Raw genomic sequence first — 21,236 nt, 5'->3', positions numbered from 1 at the left:
AAATCGTTCTTTAAGAGAATCTTATCGAATCTGATATAATAAGGATAACAGTGATTAGAAAGGAGATTGTGATGTTTAGTCCATTACAAGTGATCAGCAGTTACAGTTTGTTGCAGAGTACATTAAAAATCGATGAATATGTTAACCGCGGGAAAGAACTTGGTTATCAGGCATTGGCATTAACGGATATTAATGTAATGTACGGCGTGCTTGATTTTTATCATGCGTGCCAAAAAGTCGGAATTAAGCCGTTGATCGGATTAACATTGCAATTGAACGGTAAGGGGACGGATCCCCAAGAAATCATTTTATTAGCGCAAAATAAGAACGGCTATCAAAATCTAATGAAGATCTCGTCGGCCAAGATGACGGTTGAAGGGTATGAAGCAGGTGAAGGCCCGTTAGCGCTGGATCAAATTCAAGCATTCACGCAAGATTTAACGGTGATCATTACTGAGAAATCACCAGTCTTTGCAGGAATCCGCAATCACAGTTTTGAAGTGGCAGCTGATTTTGTAAAGCAGTTATTGCGGTTTTGGCGCCCTGAAGATGTTTATTTAAGCGTTAACCCGCAAATGGACGATGACCTGGTTTACGGATTGCGCCAGCTTCAAAATCAGGTTGGGATTCGATTGATCGCAAATGAGCCAGTTAAGTATCTTCATCCTGAAGAAGCATTTGATCTGCAGGTTTTAAATGCGATTGGAACAAATGCAAAGTTGATGCCGGAGCAGCTCGCATCCCCGATCAAGGGTGAAGACTACCTTAAATCAAGTGGAGAATTGCATCAAGAATTTACCCAGTCGGGTCTTGAAGACTGTTGGCAAACGGCATGTAACGTGGTTGATCAAATTCAAATCAACCTTGAATTTCCGCCAACGCAGTTACCGCATTATGCAACGCCGGATGGAATTGATTCGGCAACGTATCTGCGGCAGCTTTGTCAGGAAGGCTTGAAGAAGCGGCTAGCTCAGATTCCGAATGCTGATTCGCAACAGTATCAGCAACGGCTTGATCACGAATTAGAAGTCATTCACCGGATGGGGTTTGATGATTACTTTTTGATCGTCTGGGACGTTACGAATTTCTCCCATACGCATGATATTTTAGTGGGTCCAGGGCGGGGTTCTGCTGCTGGTTCACTGGTGTCATATACCTTATTTATTACCGATGTTGACCCAATCGAGTACGGCTTGCTGTTTGAACGGTTCTTAAATGAAGAGCGGGCGCAAATGCCGGATATCGACTTGGATATTCCTGACCAAAAACGAGATGAGATCATTGACTACGTTCATCAAAAATACGGGCAAACCCATATGGCTCAAATCATTACGTTTGCGCACCTGAATGCCCGGCAGGTAATTCGCGATGTCAGTCGGGTAATGGGGCAGAATACATTTGAAATTTCTAATTGGTCAAAGGCGATGCCGCGGTTGCACAATGTTACGTTAAAGAATGCATACCAGCAATCACAACCGTTGCGCAATATGTTAGCTGATAGTAAATTAAATCAGAAAATTTACCAAACGGCGATGGCCCTTGAAGGCTTGCCGCGGCAGTACAGCACGCACGCTGCCGGAGTGATTTTGAGTGATCATGATTTGCGGGAATTTGTTCCGGTGCAGATCGGCGGTGAAGGAATTTACCTGACCCAATTTGCGAAGGAACAAGTTGAAGAAGTCGGCTTGTTAAAAATCGACTTCCTTGGATTACGTAACTTAACGATTCTGGACAATGCGATTCACTTTGTCAAACGCGACTTTGACCGGAATTTTGACATTCATCAAATCAGTCTGGAGGATCCGCAAACGCTGCAGGTCTTTCAAAAAGCGGATACTGCGGGAATTTTCCAATTTGAATCAAGCGGAATCCGCAACGTTTTGGAACAGCTGCGGCCGCAACGGTTTGAAGATATTGTTTCAACTAACGCGCTGTTCCGCCCGGGTCCAATTCAAAATATTGATGAGTTTATCCGGCGGAAAAACGGCCAGGCGCCGATCACGTACCCAAATCCGCGGTTAAAACCAATTTTGCAACTGACTTACGGAATTATTGTCTACCAGGAACAGGTTATGCAGGTGGCGTCCGAAATGGGCGGTTTTACGCTTGGTCAAGCGGACTTGCTGCGGCGGGCAATGAGTAAGAAAAAGCAGGATGTAATTGACCGGATGCGGGACCAGTTTATCCAGGGAGCGATGAGTAAAGGGTACGCTCAGGCGGATGCGGTTCAAGTTTACGAATTCATCGAACGGTTTGGAAACTACGGCTTTAACCGGTCGCACTCGGTGGCATATTCAAAATTAGCCTTTCAGTTAGCGTACATTAAATGTCACTATCCGGCGGCCTTTTATGCGGCAGTCTTGAATTCCGTCGTTGGTGCCGCTGAAAAGACGCGGAATTATGTGATGGAAGCGCGCGAACGCGGGGTTCAGGTTCATTTACCAGACGTTAATCAAAGTCAAATCTACTTTATTTTAAAGAATCATGAAATTTACTTTGGTTTCCGGAGTATTCGAAAGCTACGGATCGACTTTATTCAAGCGCTTTTGAATGAACGCAAGACAAACGGTTATTTCCATGGTTTAGTCGATTTCATTCGGCGCATTGATAATAAGTTTTTAAATCAGGAAACGTTGGAAGCCCTGATCTATGCCGGGGCTTTTGATTCGTTTGATTCTAATCGCAATCACTTGCTTGCGGAAATGCCGGGAATTCTTGAGGGCATTAAGTTAAGCGGCGGCAACGTTGATTTGCTGAAACAGTTGATGCCAAAGAAGACGGCGCCGACGGCAGGGTTATCTGCCAACGAGTTATTGGAAAAGGAAGCCGAATATCTTGGAACGTACGTATCCGGGCATCCGATCGATCAATACCGGAAACTGATTGAAATTTACCGGACAGTTCCGGTTAATCAGATTCAAGTTACAAATTTTGTGCGGACGGTTCTATATGTTAAACACGTTAAATTGATTCGAACTAAGAACCAAACGCAGATGGCCTTTGTCGATGTCAGTGATCCAACCGGCGAAATCGAAATGACGGTCTTTCCGCAACAGTTTGCTCAATTTGGCGGGCTGTTGCATTCGGGTGAAGTTTTGATGATCACCGGTAAGGTTCAAGAACGGAACGGCAAGCTGAATTTGGTTGCAAATACGATTCAACGGGGTTCTGAAATCAGTGATCGTTGTTATTATTTACGGGTCGATCAATTAAGTCCGGCTCTTCGTCGGCAATTATTACAAATGATGCGGCAAAACCACGGGGCGGTTCCAGTGATTATTTATGAAAAGCAGCGGCAACGAAAAATTGTGATGGAGCAGCAGTACTGGTTAAGTGATTCAGCACAAACCAGGGCAAAATTGGTTCAATTACTGGGCAAGGACAACGTTGTCCTTCAGTAAAAAATGGATAAAATTGGTCTAAACCATCAAGTGCGCAGGAACCCTTAAATCCTCCGAAAATCCTTAAATATAATTGAAAATATTTAAAGACAACTAAATTTAAAAGTGATAAGATAGTAACCGGAGAATGTATATTATTAGATTTATTACTCGAGGTGAAAACAAGTGAAACGCATTGGTATTCTTACAAGCGGTGGCGATTCACAAGGTATGAACGCTGCTGTTCGTGCCATTGCTCGTTCTGCAATGAGCGCTGGTCTCGAAGCTTACGGAATCAACTACGGATTCAAAGGGTTAGTTGAAGGTAACATCTTTAAGATGAACTCTAAAGAATTAGACGGCATTATCAATCGTGGCGGTACAATTCTTTATTCAGCTCGTTTCCCAGAATTCGCCCAAGAAGAAGTTCAACTTCAAGGGATCGAACAACTTAAGAAGTTCGGGATCGATGCTTTAGTTGTTATCGGCGGCGATGGTTCATATCACGGTGCTGAAAAACTTACAAAGCACGGTTACAATTCAATCGGTGTTCCAGGAACGATCGATAATGATATCCCAGGAACAGACTTTACAATCGGGTTCGACTCTGCAGTAAATGTTGCAACCGAAGCCCTTGACCGGATCAACGACACTGCAACTTCACACCAACGGACATTCGTTGTTGAAGTTATGGGTCGTGGAGCAGGCGATATCGCATTATGGGCTGGAATTGCTGCAGGTGCGGATGCAATCGTTATTCCTGAACGCGATTATGATATTGAAGCAATCGCAAACAAGATCAAAGAAAACCGTGAAAACGGCAAAGACCACGCTTTGATCGTTCTTGCTGAAGGCGTAATGTCAGCACAAGAATTCAAAGAAAAATTAGATCAATACGGCGACTTTGACAGCCGGGCTGTAACATTGGCTCACATCCAACGTGGTGGCGTGCCAACAGCTAAGGATCGGGTATTGGCAAGCCGGTTAGGCGACTATGCCGTACGTTTATTACTTGAAGGTAAAGGCGGTTTGGCCATTGGTATTCACGACAACAAGCTTGTTGCCACAGATATCATTGACACATTGGAAAACCACAAGCACAAGACAGATGTCTCATTGCTTGACTTAAATGATCGTTTAAGATTCTAATTTGACAGAAGGAGAACTAACTCATGAAAAAGACAAAGATTGTTAGTACACTTGGACCAGCAAGTAACGATTTAGACACAATCGTTAAGTTAATCGAAGCTGGCGCAAACGTATTCCGTTTCAACTTCTCACACGGTGACCACGAAGAACACTTAGGTCGGTTAAACCTTGTTCACGAAGCTGAAAAGAAGACTGGTAAGACAGTTGGTATCTTACTTGATACAAAGGGTGCTGAAATTCGGACAACTGTTCAAAAGGACGGCAAGATCGAATATCACATCGGCGATGAAGTTCGGATCTCAATGGACGACTCAATCGAAGGTACAAAGGAAAAGATCGCTGTTACATACCCAGGACTTTACGATGACGTTCACGAAGGTGGTCACGTATTGTTTGATGATGGTTTGATCGACATGCAAATCGAAAAGAAAGATGACGCAAACCGTGAATTGGTATGTAAGGTATTGAACGAAGGTGTGTTGGGTTCACGTAAAGGTGTTAACGCTCCTGGCGTATCAATCAACTTACCAGGGATCACAGAAAAAGACTCAAGCGATATCCGCTTTGGTTTGGATCACGAAATCAACTACATTGCTGCTTCATTCGTACGTAAGCCACAAGATATCTTAGATATCCGTGAATTACTTGAAGAAAAGCACATGGAACACGTTCAAATCTTCCCTAAGATCGAATCACAAGAAGGTATTGACAACTTTGATGAAATCTTGAAGGTTTCAGATGGTTTGATGATCGCTCGTGGTGACATGGGTGTTGAAATCCCACCTGAAAATGTTCCTTTGGTACAAAAGTCATTAATCAAGAAGTGCAACGCTGCAGGTAAGCCAGTTATCACAGCTACACAAATGCTTGACTCAATGATCGAAAACCCACGTCCAACACGTGCCGAAGCATCAGACGTTGCTAACGCCGTATTTGACGGTACAGACGCAACAATGCTTTCAGGTGAATCAGCAAACGGTGACTACCCTGTAGAAGCTGTTGCAACAATGGCACGGATCGACGTTAAGGCTGAAAATGCGTTACGTCAATACAAGAACTTCTCAATCAACGACTTCGACAAGACAGACGTTACAGAAGCAATTGGTCGTGCAGCTGCAGAAGCAGTTGAAAACTTAGGCATCAAGACAATTGTTGCCGCTACAGAATCAGGCTACACAGCTAAGATGATTTCTAAGTATCGTCCAGATGCAGATATCTTAGCCGTAACATTCGACGATCGTACACGTCGTGGCTTGATGGTTAACTGGGGCGTATATCCAGTTGTTGCTGAAAAACCAGCTACAACAGATGAAATGTTCAAGTTAGCTACAGAAGAAGCTAAGAAGGCTGGCCTTGCTAAGGAAGGCGACTTAATCTTAATCGTTGCCGGTGTTCCTGTTGGCGAAAAAGGTACAACAAACATCATGAAGATCCAATTAGTTGGTTCTGCATTAGTTAAGGGCCAAGGTGTTGGCGAAGAAACAGTTATCGGTAAAGCCGTAATTGCTAAGTCAGCAGACGAAGCTAACAAGAAAGCTGAAGAAGGTTGCGTACTTGTAACAAAGACAACTGACAAGGACTACTTACCAGCAATCGAAAAGGCATCAGCATTAGTTGTTGAAAACGGTGGTTTAACATCACACGCAGCTGTTGTTGGTATCTCAATGGGTATCCCAGTTGTTGTTGGTGCTGAAAACGCAACAGACGCTATCAAGGAAGGCGAAACAATCACAGTAGACAGCCGTCGTGGTTCAATCTACCGTGGTGCTTCAAGTACTCTCTAAGATAGAGTTCAAATGAATATAACCGATTAGTTTAAATTGCAAGACGTTGCAAATTAAGCTGAGCGGATCGAAGGTCGCACTCGACGGGGTGCGGCCTTTTTTTGATTCAAAATTTGATTGACAGTCATGGCGGAATCCAGTTTAATATAGATTAAGAAGATTGGAGGCGAATGTGATGTACGATGTTTTGAAAATTGTTAATTGGATGCGGGTCAAAAACAAGGCCGAGTTAATTGAAAATGAAAACGCAGAAGAACTGACTCAGATGAAAGCAATGAAACTTCTGTATTATGTTCAAGGTGTAAGTCTTGTATATTTAAAACAGCGGATGTTTCCAGATGATATTTTAGCTTGGAAATATGGTCCGGCAGTTTCAAAAGTCCATCAGAAATATCAAGGACAGCGTGAAATTGTTGGTGAAGTTTCGGAAAGTGATATCAATGATTATAATGAATTGAGTGCCAATTCCAAGGTTAACGATGTATTAAATACCGTTTGGGATAGTCGGCATCACAGCTCCTGAAGCAGACTCACAAGGAATCACCATGGCGGAATACGAAGCAAAGTGAAGTCATTACCGATGATGAGATGAAAAAGTATTTTTCAAAAATTGTGAGTGAATGAGATGAAGATTCAAAGTCAGGATAATAATAGTTGACAGTTAAAATCTGTCCTGTATAATATGAATTACAATTAAACGGCTAGGAATATAAAGAGCTGGCATAGTGGATACACACGGTGACCCAGCAGCAACGTACCTTTCGCGAAGGCAACGTGCTCCAGTGTATAGCGATATTCTTCATGACGTCTGGGGAATATCTCCAGGCGTTTTTTGTTAGTTAAATTAATTGAAGGAGGACACATGAAGAATGGAGTTTACGGTCAAAATGCATGTTGAAATTGAGAAAGCCGATGATTCAAACAACGATTATCCGCACAGCTGGGCGGAAGCGATGGTTAAACATGCAAAGAAAGTTAAGTAACTAATGGAATGGGAGAGGGCTTATTAGATGAAAAAGAAAATAACAGAAGAACAGTTAAATGCGTTAGTCGAAGCAGTGCGCAAGGAACTTAAGGAAAATGATTCGGATGTGCTTTACTTTGATGAGTGTGATTATTTTTGGCCACGTGATCAAAAAGGAAATGATATTGAGGCAACCGATTTTGCGGACGATTTGGGGATTAAATTGGGATTATTTACAAGAGTAAATCGCTCAGGTGAGCTTGAAATTTATACCAAGCATTCGAGAATGTTTGTTTTGATTCAAGGTAGTTTGGTCACTTTTGCTCTAATTGCTATGTTTTTTCAATTCCCAATTGTAATAATTGTAAATATATTTGATCCTAGTTATTTTGTCAGATTGATTATTGCAGCTCTTATGGGAACAGTATCAATTAAAATTTTTATGATGATAAAGAAACGTGGAAAATTAAGTACGCTTGATGAGATTTAAAAATAATATGGGCTATTGTAGAATTTAAAATTTTATTTATTTGACGGATAGTTTAAAAGCAACCTCTTCCGGTGAGGAAAAGGCTGCTTTCTTATACGGTATAATAAAAGAGAGTGAAAACGAAAAGAGGCAATTTATCATGGATCATCAAAAATTAATGCAGGAACTTATCGATTTCAGAAACTCGCGCGGATGGGATGAGGCCCATTCCTTGCCAAATTTAGCAAAGTCAGTAAATATTGAAGCTGCGGAAATTTTAGAAATTTTTCAATGGAAAAAGACAAGCGATGAGTTAAGTGAAGATGAAAAAACGCATTTAAAAGGCGAAATTGCAGATACGTTAATTTATCTATTTTACATGTGCGACCGGTTGAATGTTGATCCAATAGACGTGATGAAGGCGAAACTTGAGTATAATAAGGGAAGAGAATGGGATTGAGGAGAAAGACGGAACCTATTTGGGGTTAAAGTAAAGATAGCAATAAAAGTTAAAGCCTTTTTAAGATTAAGTGTGAAGAATAAATTTTACATTTAATTGATTGACTCTTAAAATAAGCCTATCGTAAAATATCAATACTTAAAGGTGTCTAGGATTTTTTACCTAGACATTTTTTGTAAAAATAAGATTTAGGAGAGAAATAAAAAATTTCGTACTTTATTAATTAAATTATGTTTATTTATATAAATATATAATTTAAAGAACTAATTGGGTAATGAACTAATAAGTTGTTAAAATTTATTTTCTATGAGTTTGAATATATATAAGCTAATTGACATTAATGAATAATAGAAGATAAAATGTTTTAGATGGGTCAATAAACTTAGAAAGTAGCTTCAATTTATTATCTAAATAATGATTGAAGAATTAATAAGATTAGATGTGAGGAAAATCAATGAATCAAAAAATAATGAATAATGGAAAATTTTATATAGGAATTTTAAATAATGAGAATAATAGTTTAGGGATTGGTAAAGATTCTAATTATAATAATTTTGTGTATATCAAAGCGTTGAATCTTGATAAAAATAACTTAGATGACATGGATATCACCACGATAAGATTATTTGCGAGTGATTGTCCAGAAAGTATAAGAAGTAAATTTTCAAGTATGGATCAGCAGGAATTATCACAAGAGCTTAGCGATAAGGTGTTTATATTTAATATCTTATGTTCTCAAAAAGGAATTGTTAATCAATATAAAGCAATTAATGTGACAATAAGAAAAAAACCATCAATGTTAACTACTGAAGATAAATTTGTAGGTATTCCATGCTTTGATGATCAGGAATTGCTTGAGAAAGCAATAAAGTCGCGAAGTGAATTGAATTTTAATTTTATGAGCACAATCAATGATGAAAATCCAATTGTAATGTTAATGGGGGAAAGTATAAACAACATCATTATATATTATAATTTACCTTTTGAATCAGAAAATAGTGGAATTGTTTTTAATAAAGAGAATGATGAATATGCTGAAATAGAGGCTTACGATGCTTCGTCAGAGAAAGTAAATAGTTGTATTACTTTTTCACAAAGTAATAATGGGAATAGGATTGCTTATATTCCCGAAAATATGATCAATATAAGTGGGTTAAATAAGATTTCTGAAAATGTTAATTATTTAGATTGGTCAGATGTTGACCCTCAGCATTTTGAAGAACGGGGTCAAGAAAAAGCTAAGGACGAAAATGAAAATCAAATTGATGAAGTTAAGTTCATAAAACATTTTATAAATGTTGTGGAAAATAAATATGGATTAACGTTTAAATATTCAGATTTGATAAATTTTCATAATTCAGTTAAAAGTAACGTTTTAACTGTTTTGGCTGGTTTAAGTGGAACAGGAAAATCTAAGATTACAGAAGTTTACGCTGATGCATTAGGAATTTTAAATGACCAACAATATAAGATGATTTCAGTTCGTCCATTTTGGCAAGATGATGCGGATTTATTAGGATTTGTAGATAGTACAAGTAATAATTATCATCCAGGAGACACTGAATTAATTGAAACGATAATTCAAGCTAATAAAAATAAGGATAAATTATATATAGTGGTATTCGATGAAATGAATATTGCGAGAATTGAACATTATTTTTCACAATTTATTTCAGTACTGGAAAGATCTTCAAAAGAAAGATATATAACTTTATACAATCCAAGCTTAGAACCAAGACTTTACAATAGTGATAGATATCCTTCGAAAATATTAGTTCCAGAAAATATTCGATTTATTGGAACAATGAATTTAGATGAATCTACATTCCAAATTTCAAATCGCTTATTAGATAGAGCAAATATTATTGATTTTGAAATTTTACCATTTAGTCAAAGAAAAGAAAAAGACGAAAATAAGTTAAAAGAATCAATTACGGTATCCTTTGTTGATTATAAAAAATTTTTGAACAATGGTGCTGGCTTAAGTGATCGAGAATTAAAATTTTTTGAAAAGTTACATACTGTAATTAGTAGTAGTCTTCCAGGTGCAGGATTAAGTTGGAGAATTTTAAAAAATATAGAAACATTTATAAAAAATTCCCCGCAGTTAAACATTTTTGATCGGAAGTTAGCATTAGACTTACAAGTTGCAGGTCGTATTCTACCTAAAATACGTGGTAATGAAGAAATGATAGAGAGTCTGATATCTAGCGATAATGAACAAAGTATTGAATCAATATTTGATGAATTTTCTGATTTATCAGAATTTAATGAATCTAGAGAGGTTTTAAAACAAAAAAGTCAGGAGTTACATGTAAATGGCTTTGCAAGATAGTGTTGTGCTTAATTCTTATAATAGAGAAGAAAGATTTGTTTTTAATGAAAATGAATTTGATTGGAGCAATGTAATTGAAATTGACGAAAATACTTATGCTAAGTTGATACTGATTGGTGACTCTTCTTCAAGATTATATTTAGATGGAATAAATATTTTACTAAATGAGGCTGAGGCTGAAAGTGAACTGGAACAGAACACTGCTAATAAATATTATTTAGATGATGAAGGTGCCTATGTAAATTTCAATCAAAAGGAAATAGTTTTATTTGAAATTAATAATCCTCTATTTAAAGGAAATTTTATGGATCACACTTTGTATCCAGGATATTACCGCTTAATGGTAGTAAATTCTCAAAATGAGAAATTCTTTTCATGGTTAAAGGTGAATCCTAAGCAAATCGGCGAAAAACAGCTTGAAAGTTTAAAAAATGATTTAGAAAATACTATTCAAGGGTTGGCAAGAAGGTTTGATAGGAATGATAATGGCTTTTTATCTTCTGAAAAAGGAATTACACAACATGATTTAGAATTAATTGAACTTTTTCATAATGAAATTAATCAATTCGAAAAGACGATCTATTATATTACTAATAACCCATGCTATGAAATAAAAAATGAATACTTATGGACAGAAAGAATGATTTCTCCATTAGATTATAGAGGAACTATAAAAAAGTCAGGAAATTTTAATAAGAATAGAAAATATTTTTCGAAATGTCGGTGCATTAACTATAATTTAAGAATAAATAAGATTTTAGGATCACAGCTAACTTTTTTATTAAAAAAGGTCAACCATTTAATTCGTGTGATAACAAATTATAATTTTCCAGATAAAGAGAGTGCATCATCATTTTTATTGGAATTAAAGATTTTAAAAAAGTATAGATACTTGATTGTGAATTTCTTGGATAATTCCTGGATTCAGAGTGTTAATTATCAAGAACAGGTAAAGTTAACTAATGATAATATATATGACAATAATTATTTATATATTAACAAGCTAATACGAAAAATGAAATCACTTATTGATAAAGAGTATTCGTTTAGCAGACAATACAAATATTATTATCACCGGACGGATGTTTTATATGAGGTTTGGGCGTATGTTAAAGTAATTGAAACATTAAAAAAATTAGGATTTGTTCCTAAAAGTGGATGGATTTTCTCGAGTAAGAGAGAAAATTTAGGTGAATTACGCGAAGGTGAAACGGTTATTTCTGAATTTGATTCGCAAAATTCAGAATTAGATAATAAAAATTGTAAATATATAAAAATTGTTTATGATAAATCCATAATAAATAGGGATAATGAGAGTCCAGTAAAAATGGCGTTAGGATATACCCATAAAAGACCAGATATCAGAATAGAATTTTATGATATGAAAAATAAAATTATTTCTTTAGTTATTATGGATACTAAATATAGAAATTATAATTCTATTTTTTATTCTAAAGGTAAAAATCATACATTAAAGCAATTTATTGAGTATGTGAATGGGATAGAAATTAAAGAATCATATAAATCTGACTCAATAAAGAAAATGGAAGAAATTACTGGTCAAACGTCATTAAAGAATAGTTTATTTATTCTTTACCCTAAATTTGATGAGAAGCGAAATAAGCCAAAAGTTGAAGGGGAGGATAATCAATACAGAATAAATTTGATACCGAATGATGAAAATAAGGATTTGTATATTTATTTAGAAAAACAAATAAAACAAATGAATAATTATTTTAATTATGTTGATTAAAAATAAAAAAATTTATTAGAATATTAAAGTTAACAATTATCAATGTTAGATGCAATTGAAGGCGACTTACTTGTTCCGGAATATACAGATGATTATCTTGAAGAAGTTAAACGAATTATTGATGGGCATTAATTATTAATGCTGAAAATTGGTTTGGGAGAGTGAATTAGTGGATAAGAGGAAGATCCCTTTAAATGAAGATGAAGAAACAAGACGCAAGATTGAAGCTGAAGAGCATGAAATGGAGTCAAGAGCAGATGGTTGGCAAACTTTTAAAGTGATTGGAATTTTTATACTGGCAGCCATTGGTCTCTTTTGTTTTGTTGTCAATCTTGGTGATCCAGCGTTTTTAATTACTTTTGGAATAACGTTAATTGCTTCTTCGTTTGCTGGGAAAAATAAGTAAAGGGTGAAAATTTTGGAAGATAAAGACATAATTTATTTAGATGGTGGTTTTTTGGCAGCTCTTACAATTCAAAGGAATTTACATTTCTAAATAAGAATAATGGATTAATCTATTTAAAAAAAGAAGGTAATTTTTACCGTCAAATTGATGAAGATAATCCTCTTGTATATGAATTAGATAATTCTGTGAGTGAATTAAGGGATTTAAAAAGAGTGAAGTGGATTTATGATATTTACTCATCAAGTTGTGATAATAATGGCAGTGAGAGAATTTATCAGTATGTAATTAATAAGCTTTCAAAGTTTAAGAAGCCAAAAGATAATTATCTCTTTGAGTTCAAGGATAGTTGGGCACCAATAATTTATATAAATGGAGGTAACGCCAAGCTTCATCTTGAGGAATATTTATATGTTCCTAAAAAAATTGAAAATGAAGACTTAGATTACGTTGAAATTTTAGTTGCTAAAGATGAAGTATTTCTCGAATTCACACGTCTTTTATCAGATGGTAATTACAGTGTTATCTATGATAATGATTTTAACGTAGTTATGGAGGGGGAAATTAGTCCTTCTGATATGTGGAATCGTTTAGAAAATTATAAGAAGAATGATGGTAAAATGGTAAAACAATGGGGATTTATTCGTGAAACAAGTGAAATTGCCGAAAGAGCGGGAATTGATAAGGCTACTGGTATTCCGCGGACGGGATTAGATGAGTATTTAAATGTGATTTTTCCCGATACAGACGACTGGGTTCATGATAAAACAACGGGACTAATAAAAGAAGATGGAAAGAAAAGCTTAAGTCGCCTGGATTATCGAAGTGAGCAATTAAAGTTGATTGTTGAATTTGATGGATTGCCGCATTATCAGAAACCGAGTGATTTACAAAGAGATATGGCCAATCAAGAACTTTATGAAAGTTATGGGTATAAGGTAGTTCGGGTGCCATATTTTATTCAGCTTTCAAATGAGGTTGTTGAGAAATTATTTGAAGTAAAGGTCGAAGAACCGCTTTTTGATGATTCAATTCCATCATTAAGTGTAGAGGCATGCAATACACCAGCTTTTCTATGTCCAGTTGGGATTTATCGGATGGCAAGGGATTTTAATATTTCTGAAAAGCAGTATGAAGTGAACGTAAATTATCTAAAAGAAAGTGATAATTTACTAACAAATTTGGACTTATTGGAAGCTGCTAAGGAAGATATTGATAAGCATGGATTTAGATTATAAATAAAATGAAATCAGGCGTGAGTGAATTGCCTGATTTTTTGTGTAATTGTAGTTTTAGATATAAATGTTTGATATAATTTAATTATTATCTTTAAAGTGTTTATTATTAGAAAATTCAATAAAACGAAAATATGAAACTAGAGAGGATTCAATAAAATGAAAGATTATTATGTGGGATTAGATATTGGAACATCATCGATTGGCTGGTCAATCATGGATGAAAATTATCACTTGTTAAAAAAGAAACATAAGAAAACGATGGGAGTTACTTTGTTCAAAGAAGGGCAAACAGCAGCTGATCGTCGCGGATTTAGAACAACTCGAAGAAGATTGTCACGACGGAAATGGCGGTTAAAGTTGCTAGAAGAATTTTTTGATCCTTATATGGCAGAAATTGATCCAACCTTTTTTGCACGTTTAAAAGATTCAAATATTTCACCGTTAGATTCAAATAAAAAGTTTCAAGGTTCATTACTATTTCCTGAAAAGAAAGATACAAATTTTTATGATGAATATCCAACGATTTATCATTTAAGAGATAAATTAATGAATGAAGATAAAAAGTTTGATTTACGTGAGATTTATATTGCAATTCATCACATTGTAAAATATCGTGGTAATTTCCTTAAATCAGCCCCTGTTAATTCTTTTAATACTTCAAAAATTGATTTGAAAGCGGATATTGATGCTATTAATCATCTTTTGGGTGAAAAGAAAGTAGTAATTAATAATGAAAATATTGATGAAGTCGAAAAGGTGCTTTTAGATTTTGAGCTACGTAAACTTGATAAACAAAAACAAGTTAAGGAGTTATTGCTTGAAAAAACTTCAGATAAAGCTTTATTAAAGGTAAATAAACAGGTTACGAATGAATTAGTTAAAGCTATTACTGGATCACCGTTTCAATTAAATGCTCTTTTACAAAAAGAAATTGATAATTCAAAAGAATGGAAATTTTCTTTAGGTGATGAAGGAATTGATGATAAGTTAGCCAGCTTGGAAGCAAGTATGGATAAGAATGAAATTGAATTAACAGGTTTAGTTAAAGAAATTCATGATTGGGTAACATTGAATGAAATTGTTCCCAATGGTCAAAGTTTATCGCAATCAATGATTGAAAAGTATAAAACACATCAAAATCAGCTTAAATTATATAAAGAGTTAGTTCGAAAAGTTGATAAAAAAGATGCCAAGTTACTGAAGCAGGCTTATTCAAATTATATTAATCGTAAAGATGAAAAATTGAAATCATATTCTAAGGATGATTTTGTAGGTAAAGTTTCTAAAATTTTAAAGAAATATGATGAATTTGAAGAAGCAACTACTTTACAAGAAGCAATTGAACTGGACAATTTTATGCCTAAACAAAGGACATCTGCAAATGGTGTAATTCCGCGGCAACTTCATCAAAAAGAACTTGATAAAATTATTGAAAATCAAGCAAAATATTATCCTTGGTTAGCTGAATTGAATCCAAATGAAAATCGACGAAATGAAGCTAAATATAAATTAGATGAATTGGTTGCATTTCGTGTTCCATATTATGTTGGGCCAATGATTGAAAAGAATGATGCCAACAAGGATAATAATGCTAAATTTGCATGGATGATCAGAAAAGAACAGGGAAGAATTACCCCATGGAATTTTGATGAAAAAGTTGATCGAAATCAATCAGCAGAAAATTTCATTAAGCGAATGACAACTAAGGATACGTATTTGTTAGGGGAAGATGTTTTATCTGATAATAGTTTGCTGTATCAAAGATTTAAAGTCCTTAATGAATTAAATAATGTTCGAATCAATAATGATAAGTTGACGGTTTCTGAAAAACAAGGAATCTTTGAAAACTTATTTACTCAAAGTAAAACAGTGTCGGTAAAGAAGTTGCAAAATTACTTGGAAAGTACTGGAGAATATTTAACAACGCCTCAAATTTCAGGATTATCTGATGAGACTAAATTCAACTCGAATTTAGCTACGTACTTGAAATTTAAAGATATTTTTGGCGAAAAAGTAGATAATCCCGACTACATTGATGATTTAGAAAAAATTATTGAGTGGGCAACAGTATTTGAAGATAATGACATTTTTATGGACAAGCTTCAGGAAATTTCATGGCTATCCGAAGATGAATATCGTAAGTTAAAAGGATTGAGATTGCAAGGATGGGGCCGGTTATCAAAGAAACTGTTAACTGGAATTTTTGATGAGGATGGTCAACGGATTATCGACCGGATGTGGAATACCAACGATAACCTAATGCAAATTGTTACATCCGATAATATTTCAGAGCAAATTGCTAAATATAATGAAAAATTTGTAGGTAAGAATGATGTTGAAGCTATTTTAGAAGATGCATATACTTCACCGCAAAATAAAAAGGCAATTCGGAAAGTTGTTAAGGTAGTTAACGATATTGAAAACATAATGGGTTATGCACCATCTGCAATTTCAATTGAGTTTACGCGAAGTAATGAAAAATCAGAGCGAACAAAATCAAGGATGCAATATATTCAAAATGTATATAAAAATATTGCCAAAGAGATTACAGATGATTCATTATTAACAGAATTGAAAAATAAAAATAACAATAAAGATTACTCAGATCGATTGTATTTGTACTTTACTCAATTAGGTCGGGATGCTTATACAGGTAAAAAGTTAGATATTGATAATTTAAGTAATTACGATATTGATCATATTCTTCCCCAAGCGTTTATTAAAGATGATTCGTTGGATAATCGAGTTCTTGTTTCACGTGCAGTCAATAACAGTAAATCAGATAATGTGCCGGTGAAAATGTTTGGAAGTAATCCAATGCCGAATCAGGTATTAGGAGCAAAAACGACTCGTGGATTTTGGCAAAAGTTAAGTGAAATTAATCTGATTTCAAAGAAAAAATACCAGAATTTAACGACGGATCCTGGAACAATCGGAAAGTATACCAAAGAAGGATTTGTAAAGCGGCAATTAGTTGAAACTTCACAAGTTGTTAAATTGGTTTCAACAATTTTAACTGAAAAGTATCAAAATGAAGATACTAAGATTATTGAAATCAAAGCAGCATTGACGCATCAATTTAGAGAAAAATTTGGATTCATTAAGTTACGGAATTTAAATGATTTCCATCATGGATTTGATGCATACATTGTAAACGTAATTGGTCTTTATCTGTATAATCGATATCCAAAGTTAAGAAGTTATTTTGTATATAATGATTTCAAGAAATTAAGTGATAACGCAATTAAGAATTTAAAAACATTTAATTTCTTGGGTGATATTGAGAATAAAAATGTGATTGAATACGATGGACAAATCGTAATGGATAAGCAAGATGTATTTAAACACCTTGAACGAGCTTACATGGCTAAAATTGTACCAGTTTCAAAAGAAGTTTATACGAATGAAAATAATATGTTTAAGCAGACTGTTTTCCCAGCTTCAACAGCATCATCTAAAAAGTTGATTCGTATTAAAAATAATAAGCCAGTTAACATTTATGGTGGATATACTTCAAATAATGACGCTTATTTGGCAATTGTAAAACAAAAAGATAAATATCAAGTTGTCGGAGTTCCGATGCGTTCATTAAGCAGACTGCAGCAAGCAGAAAAAGAGGGAAATCAAGAATATCTTAAAGTGTTGAAAGAAGAATTAACTCCTCAATTTATTCAAGTAAAGAAGAATCGAAAAACGGGCGAAGTAACTAAGAAAGTTAAAGAATTTGAAGTTGTACTTGGAAAAATCTCTTTTGGTCAATTAGTAGTTGATGGTGATCAGAAATTTACTTTAGGAAGTTCAACTTATAAATATAATGCAAGCCAATTAACACTCTCTAAAAAATCAATTGATATTCTTGCTCGAATTGGAGAAAAAGAGAATACGGATGAAGAATTAGAGAATGTATATGCAGATATTCTTAACAAAGTGAATAAGTATTATGCATTGTATGATATTAATAAATTTAGAGAACGATTGAATAATGGATTTGATTTATTTAAAGAATTAAGCATTGAGGAAAAAGAAGATGTTCTAAATAATATGCTTGATGGGCTTCATGCAAATGCCTCATTTGGTAATTTAAAGAAAATAAAAGTTTCAACTCCATTTGGTCAGTTACAAGTGCCAACTGGAATTAAACTTTCACCTAATGCTGAATTAATTTATCAATCACCGACAGGTTTAACTGAAAGAAGAGTGAAATTAAAAGATTTGTAAAATTGAACATAAGAAAAACCGCTCTAAAAAGAGCGGTTTTTAAATGGCTGTCATAGAACAACTCATAAATTTAAACTTGGCAAAAAGCCTTGTTTGATTTCAACTCAGGATGTTAAATCAATAAATTTAAATACTCGGGAGCTACCCGATAAATTAATTGTATCGAATAAATAATCAAATTGTCAAGGAGGAATTTTTATGGGATGGCGATCAGTAATTATAACGCAACATGCCAAGTTATCATATTCTGCACATATGATGAGAGTTCAAACTGGAGATGGAATCAATCAAATTCCAATTGAAGATATTGATTTACTATTAGTTTCCACTACACAAGCAGTTATTAGTAGTGCTTTAATAAGTGAACTTGCACATCAAAATACAAAAATCATATTTACAGATTTGAAAAATCAGCCAGTTTGCGAAACAGTCGGGTATTATCCAAATAATCGTTCTTTAGGAGTTTTAGAAAAACAAATTTCTTGGAAGGACGATCGTAAGCAAAAACTTTGGACAAAAATTATTAAATTGAAGATGACTAACCAGTTAAGAGTATTGAAATTAAGGAAAATCGGATATGAAGATTTAGAGCGAGAAATTGATAAATTGGAAATCGGTGATCCTACTAATCGCGAAGCGGTCGTTGCTCAAAAATATTTTCCAAGATTATTCAATGAGCAAAATTTTAGTCGGCGTAATTCATCGGCAGCAAATGCAGCATTGGACTATGGTTATTCAATTTTATTATCAACAGTTAATAAAGAAATTGTTTCAGCAGGATACTTGACTCAGTTAGGTATTCATCATCATAGTGATGAGAATCAATTTAATTTGGGCTCAGACTTAATGGAATGTTTTCGTCCAGTTGTTGATTATTGGGTGTCAGGACAGAAGTTTAATGAGTTAACCCCTGATATTAAATATGGGTTAGTTGATATGCTGAATGTTGAGTTAAATTATAACGGAAAGACAATGCTATTAAGAAATGTTGTTCCTGATTATGTAAGAAAATGTATAAGCTATCTAAATCAAGAAAGTGATTCTATGCAAATCGAGGTGGATTTTAAAAATGAGGTACCGAATAATGCGATTAATGGTCATGTTTGATTTACCAATGGAAACAAGTGAACAGCGAAAAGCATATCGGATTTTTAGGAAGAAATTAATAAATGAAGGTTTTCTGATGATTCAATATTCAGTTTATGTTAGGGTTTGCGTTAATCGAAAAGCCGCAAACTTTTTAGAAAAAAGAATAAGTACATTTTTACCGAAAGAAGGGATTATTCAAACTTTAATGCTAACAGAGAAACAGTATAATGATATGCATTTCCTAGTTGGAAAGGAAAAGGATGATGTACGAAATTCATCGGGAAGGACAATTATATTATGAAAATGAATTATGAAGGGCATAAGCCACTTGAGTTGTTACCAGGAACGATTACAGTTTTAGGAACAAATAATCGTTCAGTATATTCGGATGTTATTCTAGGTTTACAAGGATTCAACGATAAAATTAGTTTTTTCGATGATGATTATCAACGAATCGATATAAGCAAAGCGATGGATTGGGATGGAGACATCATTGATAGTCAGAATTTAATGAGCAAATATAATACAGAATTAATAAATGCACTTGTTTCCTCAATTACGGATGAACAAAGAAATAAGATCAATAAATGTGAAAATGACTTATACACTGCTATTCAAGATGCAATGCTTTATATGGATTTGCCTTTAGAGGTTTCTTATGATGGAGATTTAAAGAAAGTATTTAAAAATAGTAAAATCCATTTGGCGCCTTCAATTTGCATGAATCCATATGTTATAATCGAAACAGATTTTAAATTACATAAAGAGTGTAATGATACTTCTTGTATTGGATTAAGTAACGTCGCTAATTACTTATCTCAGGACCAATTACAAGAAGTTGTCAAATTGAATGCTGAATTGAAAACCTCAGCTTTGATTATTGAATTTATAAAATTAGAAGATCTTAATTTTTATAAAAATTGTAATTGTTATTATATTGACGAGGACTTTGTTGATTGGCAGCCCTGAAATCATGAGAGCTTAATTATAAAATGCCGGTTTCAGAAGGATGTTAAATCAATAAGTTTAAGTACAACGATTAATATTCCGATGTCTTCCCAAAGGTTTCAGAAGGATGTTAAATCAATAAGTTTAAGTACTTAAACTCCGTTTGTGCTTCCGTATCACTTGTTTCAGAAGGATGTTAAATCAATAAGTTTAAGTACGCGCACCACGTATTTAAACGCGTTACCTTTGTTTCAGAAGGATGTTAAATCAATAAGTTTAAGTACAGCGTTTACGGCGAAAGCGCCACGAAACGCGTTTCAGAAGGATGTTAAATCAATAAGTTTAAGTACCTTTATGATAAATGGTTACATTAAGGAGGTGTTTCAGAAGGATGTTAAATCAATAAGTTTAAGTACTTATCACTTAGTTTTTGTTACTAAATATCGGTTTCAGAAGGATGTTAAATCAATAAGTTTAAGTACTCACGTTTAGTTGCAAAGCCTGATTTGTTTGTTTCAGAAGGATGTTAAATCAATAAGTTTAAGTACGCAACAATTTTAAATAAACAAATAGACCGCGTTTCAGAAGGATGTTAAATCAATAAGTTTAAGTACTCGCGGGCGACCTTGCTAAAAAAGGTGTCCGTTTCAGAAGGATGTTAAATCAATAAGTTTAAGTACTCTTGAAAGTGCGAATAAATCAAATTAATGGTTTCAGAAGGATGTTAAATCAATAAGTTTAAGTACAAATGAACGGCGTTGACTTACCGCAGATTAGTTTCAGAAGGATGTTAAATCAATAAGTTTAAGTACTAAGTCACAAACTGATGACCCGTACTATTGGTTTCAGAAGGATGTTAAATCAATAAGTTTAAGTACTTGAGAATCATTTCCATTTTACCAAGCGGAGTTTCAGAAGGATGTTAAATCAATAAGTTTAAGTACGGTACCCAGATGGTATTTCCGTTATTATAAGTTTCAGAAGGATGTTAAATCAATAAGTTTAAGTACTTTAGCGATTAGCGCCATGCGTCAAGTTATGTTTCA

The 21,236-nt window shown here is 34.4% G+C and carries 14 protein-coding genes and 1 CRISPR repeat array (1 of these 15 cut by a window edge); all 14 genes read left to right on the top strand.

What is annotated here, in order from left to right; all coding sequences use genetic code 11:
* The first annotated feature begins 71 nt into the window (after positions 1-71).
* The gene (gene dnaE / locus A3O17_RS06805; protein WP_064213258.1) at positions 72-3,401 is read left to right on the top strand and encodes a DNA polymerase III subunit alpha; all 3,330 of its coding nucleotides are present in this window, start codon (positions 72-74) and stop codon (positions 3,399-3,401) included.
* A gap of 165 nt (positions 3,402-3,566) precedes the next feature.
* Positions 3,567-4,529, top strand: a complete 963-nt coding sequence (pfkA, locus tag A3O17_RS06800) for a 6-phosphofructokinase (RefSeq protein ID WP_057828013.1) — start codon at positions 3,567-3,569, stop codon at positions 4,527-4,529.
* A gap of 23 nt (positions 4,530-4,552) precedes the next feature.
* Positions 4,553-6,313 carry a pyruvate kinase gene (pyk, locus tag A3O17_RS06795; RefSeq protein WP_064213259.1) on the top strand — a complete coding sequence of 587 codons (1,761 nt, stop codon included), beginning with the start codon at positions 4,553-4,555 and terminating at the stop codon, positions 6,311-6,313.
* A gap of 175 nt (positions 6,314-6,488) precedes the next feature.
* Complete coding sequence (locus A3O17_RS06790) at positions 6,489-6,836, top strand: Panacea domain-containing protein (protein ID WP_225354720.1); 348 nt, start codon at positions 6,489-6,491, stop codon at positions 6,834-6,836.
* Between the two features lie 487 nt (positions 6,837-7,323).
* Complete coding sequence (locus A3O17_RS06785) at positions 7,324-7,767, top strand: hypothetical protein (RefSeq protein ID WP_064213260.1); 444 nt, start codon at positions 7,324-7,326, stop codon at positions 7,765-7,767.
* 139 nt (positions 7,768-7,906) lie between these two features.
* A complete protein-coding gene (locus tag A3O17_RS06780) occupies positions 7,907-8,206 on the top strand; it encodes a nucleotide pyrophosphohydrolase (protein WP_064213261.1) in 300 nt (99 codons plus the stop codon).
* A 454-nt stretch (positions 8,207-8,660) separates the two neighbouring features.
* Entirely contained in the window at positions 8,661-10,541 is a 1,881-nt protein-coding gene (locus A3O17_RS07815; protein WP_081255682.1) for an McrB family protein, read from the top strand.
* Positions 10,525-12,294 carry a nuclease domain-containing protein gene (locus A3O17_RS06770; RefSeq protein ID WP_064213262.1) on the top strand — a complete coding sequence of 590 codons (1,770 nt, stop codon included), beginning with the start codon at positions 10,525-10,527 and terminating at the stop codon, positions 12,292-12,294. Before A3O17_RS07815 ends, A3O17_RS06770 begins: the two co-directional genes overlap by 17 nt.
* Before the next feature lie 169 nt (positions 12,295-12,463).
* Positions 12,464-12,700, top strand: coding sequence for a hypothetical protein (locus tag A3O17_RS06765; protein ID WP_064213263.1), 237 nt, complete (start codon positions 12,464-12,466; stop codon positions 12,698-12,700).
* 212 nt (positions 12,701-12,912) lie between these two features.
* The gene (locus A3O17_RS07970) at positions 12,913-13,935 is read left to right on the top strand and encodes a DUF559 domain-containing protein (RefSeq protein WP_225354719.1); all 1,023 of its coding nucleotides are present in this window, start codon (positions 12,913-12,915) and stop codon (positions 13,933-13,935) included.
* A 156-nt stretch (positions 13,936-14,091) separates the two neighbouring features.
* Complete coding sequence (cas9, locus tag A3O17_RS06755; protein WP_064213264.1) at positions 14,092-18,153, top strand: type II CRISPR RNA-guided endonuclease Cas9; 4,062 nt, start codon at positions 14,092-14,094, stop codon at positions 18,151-18,153.
* Positions 18,154-18,351: 198 nt separating this feature from the next.
* The gene (cas1, locus tag A3O17_RS06750) at positions 18,352-19,260 is read left to right on the top strand and encodes a type II CRISPR-associated endonuclease Cas1 (protein WP_064213265.1); all 909 of its coding nucleotides are present in this window, start codon (positions 18,352-18,354) and stop codon (positions 19,258-19,260) included.
* Positions 19,238-19,543, top strand: coding sequence for a CRISPR-associated endonuclease Cas2 (gene cas2, locus A3O17_RS06745; protein WP_064213266.1), 306 nt, complete (start codon positions 19,238-19,240; stop codon positions 19,541-19,543). Before cas1 ends, cas2 begins: the two co-directional genes overlap by 23 nt.
* On the top strand, positions 19,540-20,211 hold the full coding sequence (csn2, locus tag A3O17_RS06740) for a type II-A CRISPR-associated protein Csn2 (RefSeq protein ID WP_064213267.1): 672 nt from the start codon (positions 19,540-19,542) through the stop codon (positions 20,209-20,211). Before cas2 ends, csn2 begins: the two co-directional genes overlap by 4 nt.
* 29 nt (positions 20,212-20,240) lie before the next feature.
* Positions 20,241-21,236: direct repeats of the CRISPR family, unit length 36 nt; unit sequence GTTTCAGAAGGATGTTAAATCAATAAGTTTAAGTAC (it continues 2,803 nt past the right edge of the window).

It is taken from the genome of Ligilactobacillus aviarius (assembly GCF_001654615.1).
GTDB lineage: Bacteria > Bacillota > Bacilli > Lactobacillales > Lactobacillaceae > Ligilactobacillus > Ligilactobacillus aviarius_B.
Note: the sequence above shows the minus strand (reverse complement) of the source record. Positions and strands in the feature narration are given on the sequence as shown.

Coding starts and splice junctions, on each gene's coding strand:
- A3O17_RS06780 (WP_064213261.1), top strand. CDS start 7,907: ATGGATCATCAAAAATTAATGCAGGAACTTATCGATTTCAGAAACTCG.
- A3O17_RS06785 (WP_064213260.1), top strand. CDS start 7,324: ATGAAAAAGAAAATAACAGAAGAACAGTTAAATGCGTTAGTCGAAGCA.
- csn2 (WP_064213267.1), top strand. CDS start 19,540: ATGAAAATGAATTATGAAGGGCATAAGCCACTTGAGTTGTTACCAGGA.
- cas1 (WP_064213265.1), top strand. CDS start 18,352: ATGGGATGGCGATCAGTAATTATAACGCAACATGCCAAGTTATCATAT.
- cas2 (WP_064213266.1), top strand. CDS start 19,238: ATGCGATTAATGGTCATGTTTGATTTACCAATGGAAACAAGTGAACAG.
- dnaE (WP_064213258.1), top strand. CDS start 72: ATGTTTAGTCCATTACAAGTGATCAGCAGTTACAGTTTGTTGCAGAGT.
- pyk (WP_064213259.1), top strand. CDS start 4,553: ATGAAAAAGACAAAGATTGTTAGTACACTTGGACCAGCAAGTAACGAT.
- A3O17_RS06770 (WP_064213262.1), top strand. CDS start 10,525: ATGGCTTTGCAAGATAGTGTTGTGCTTAATTCTTATAATAGAGAAGAA.
- A3O17_RS06790 (WP_225354720.1), top strand. CDS start 6,489: ATGTACGATGTTTTGAAAATTGTTAATTGGATGCGGGTCAAAAACAAG.
- A3O17_RS07815 (WP_081255682.1), top strand. CDS start 8,661: ATGAATCAAAAAATAATGAATAATGGAAAATTTTATATAGGAATTTTA.
- cas9 (WP_064213264.1), top strand. CDS start 14,092: ATGAAAGATTATTATGTGGGATTAGATATTGGAACATCATCGATTGGC.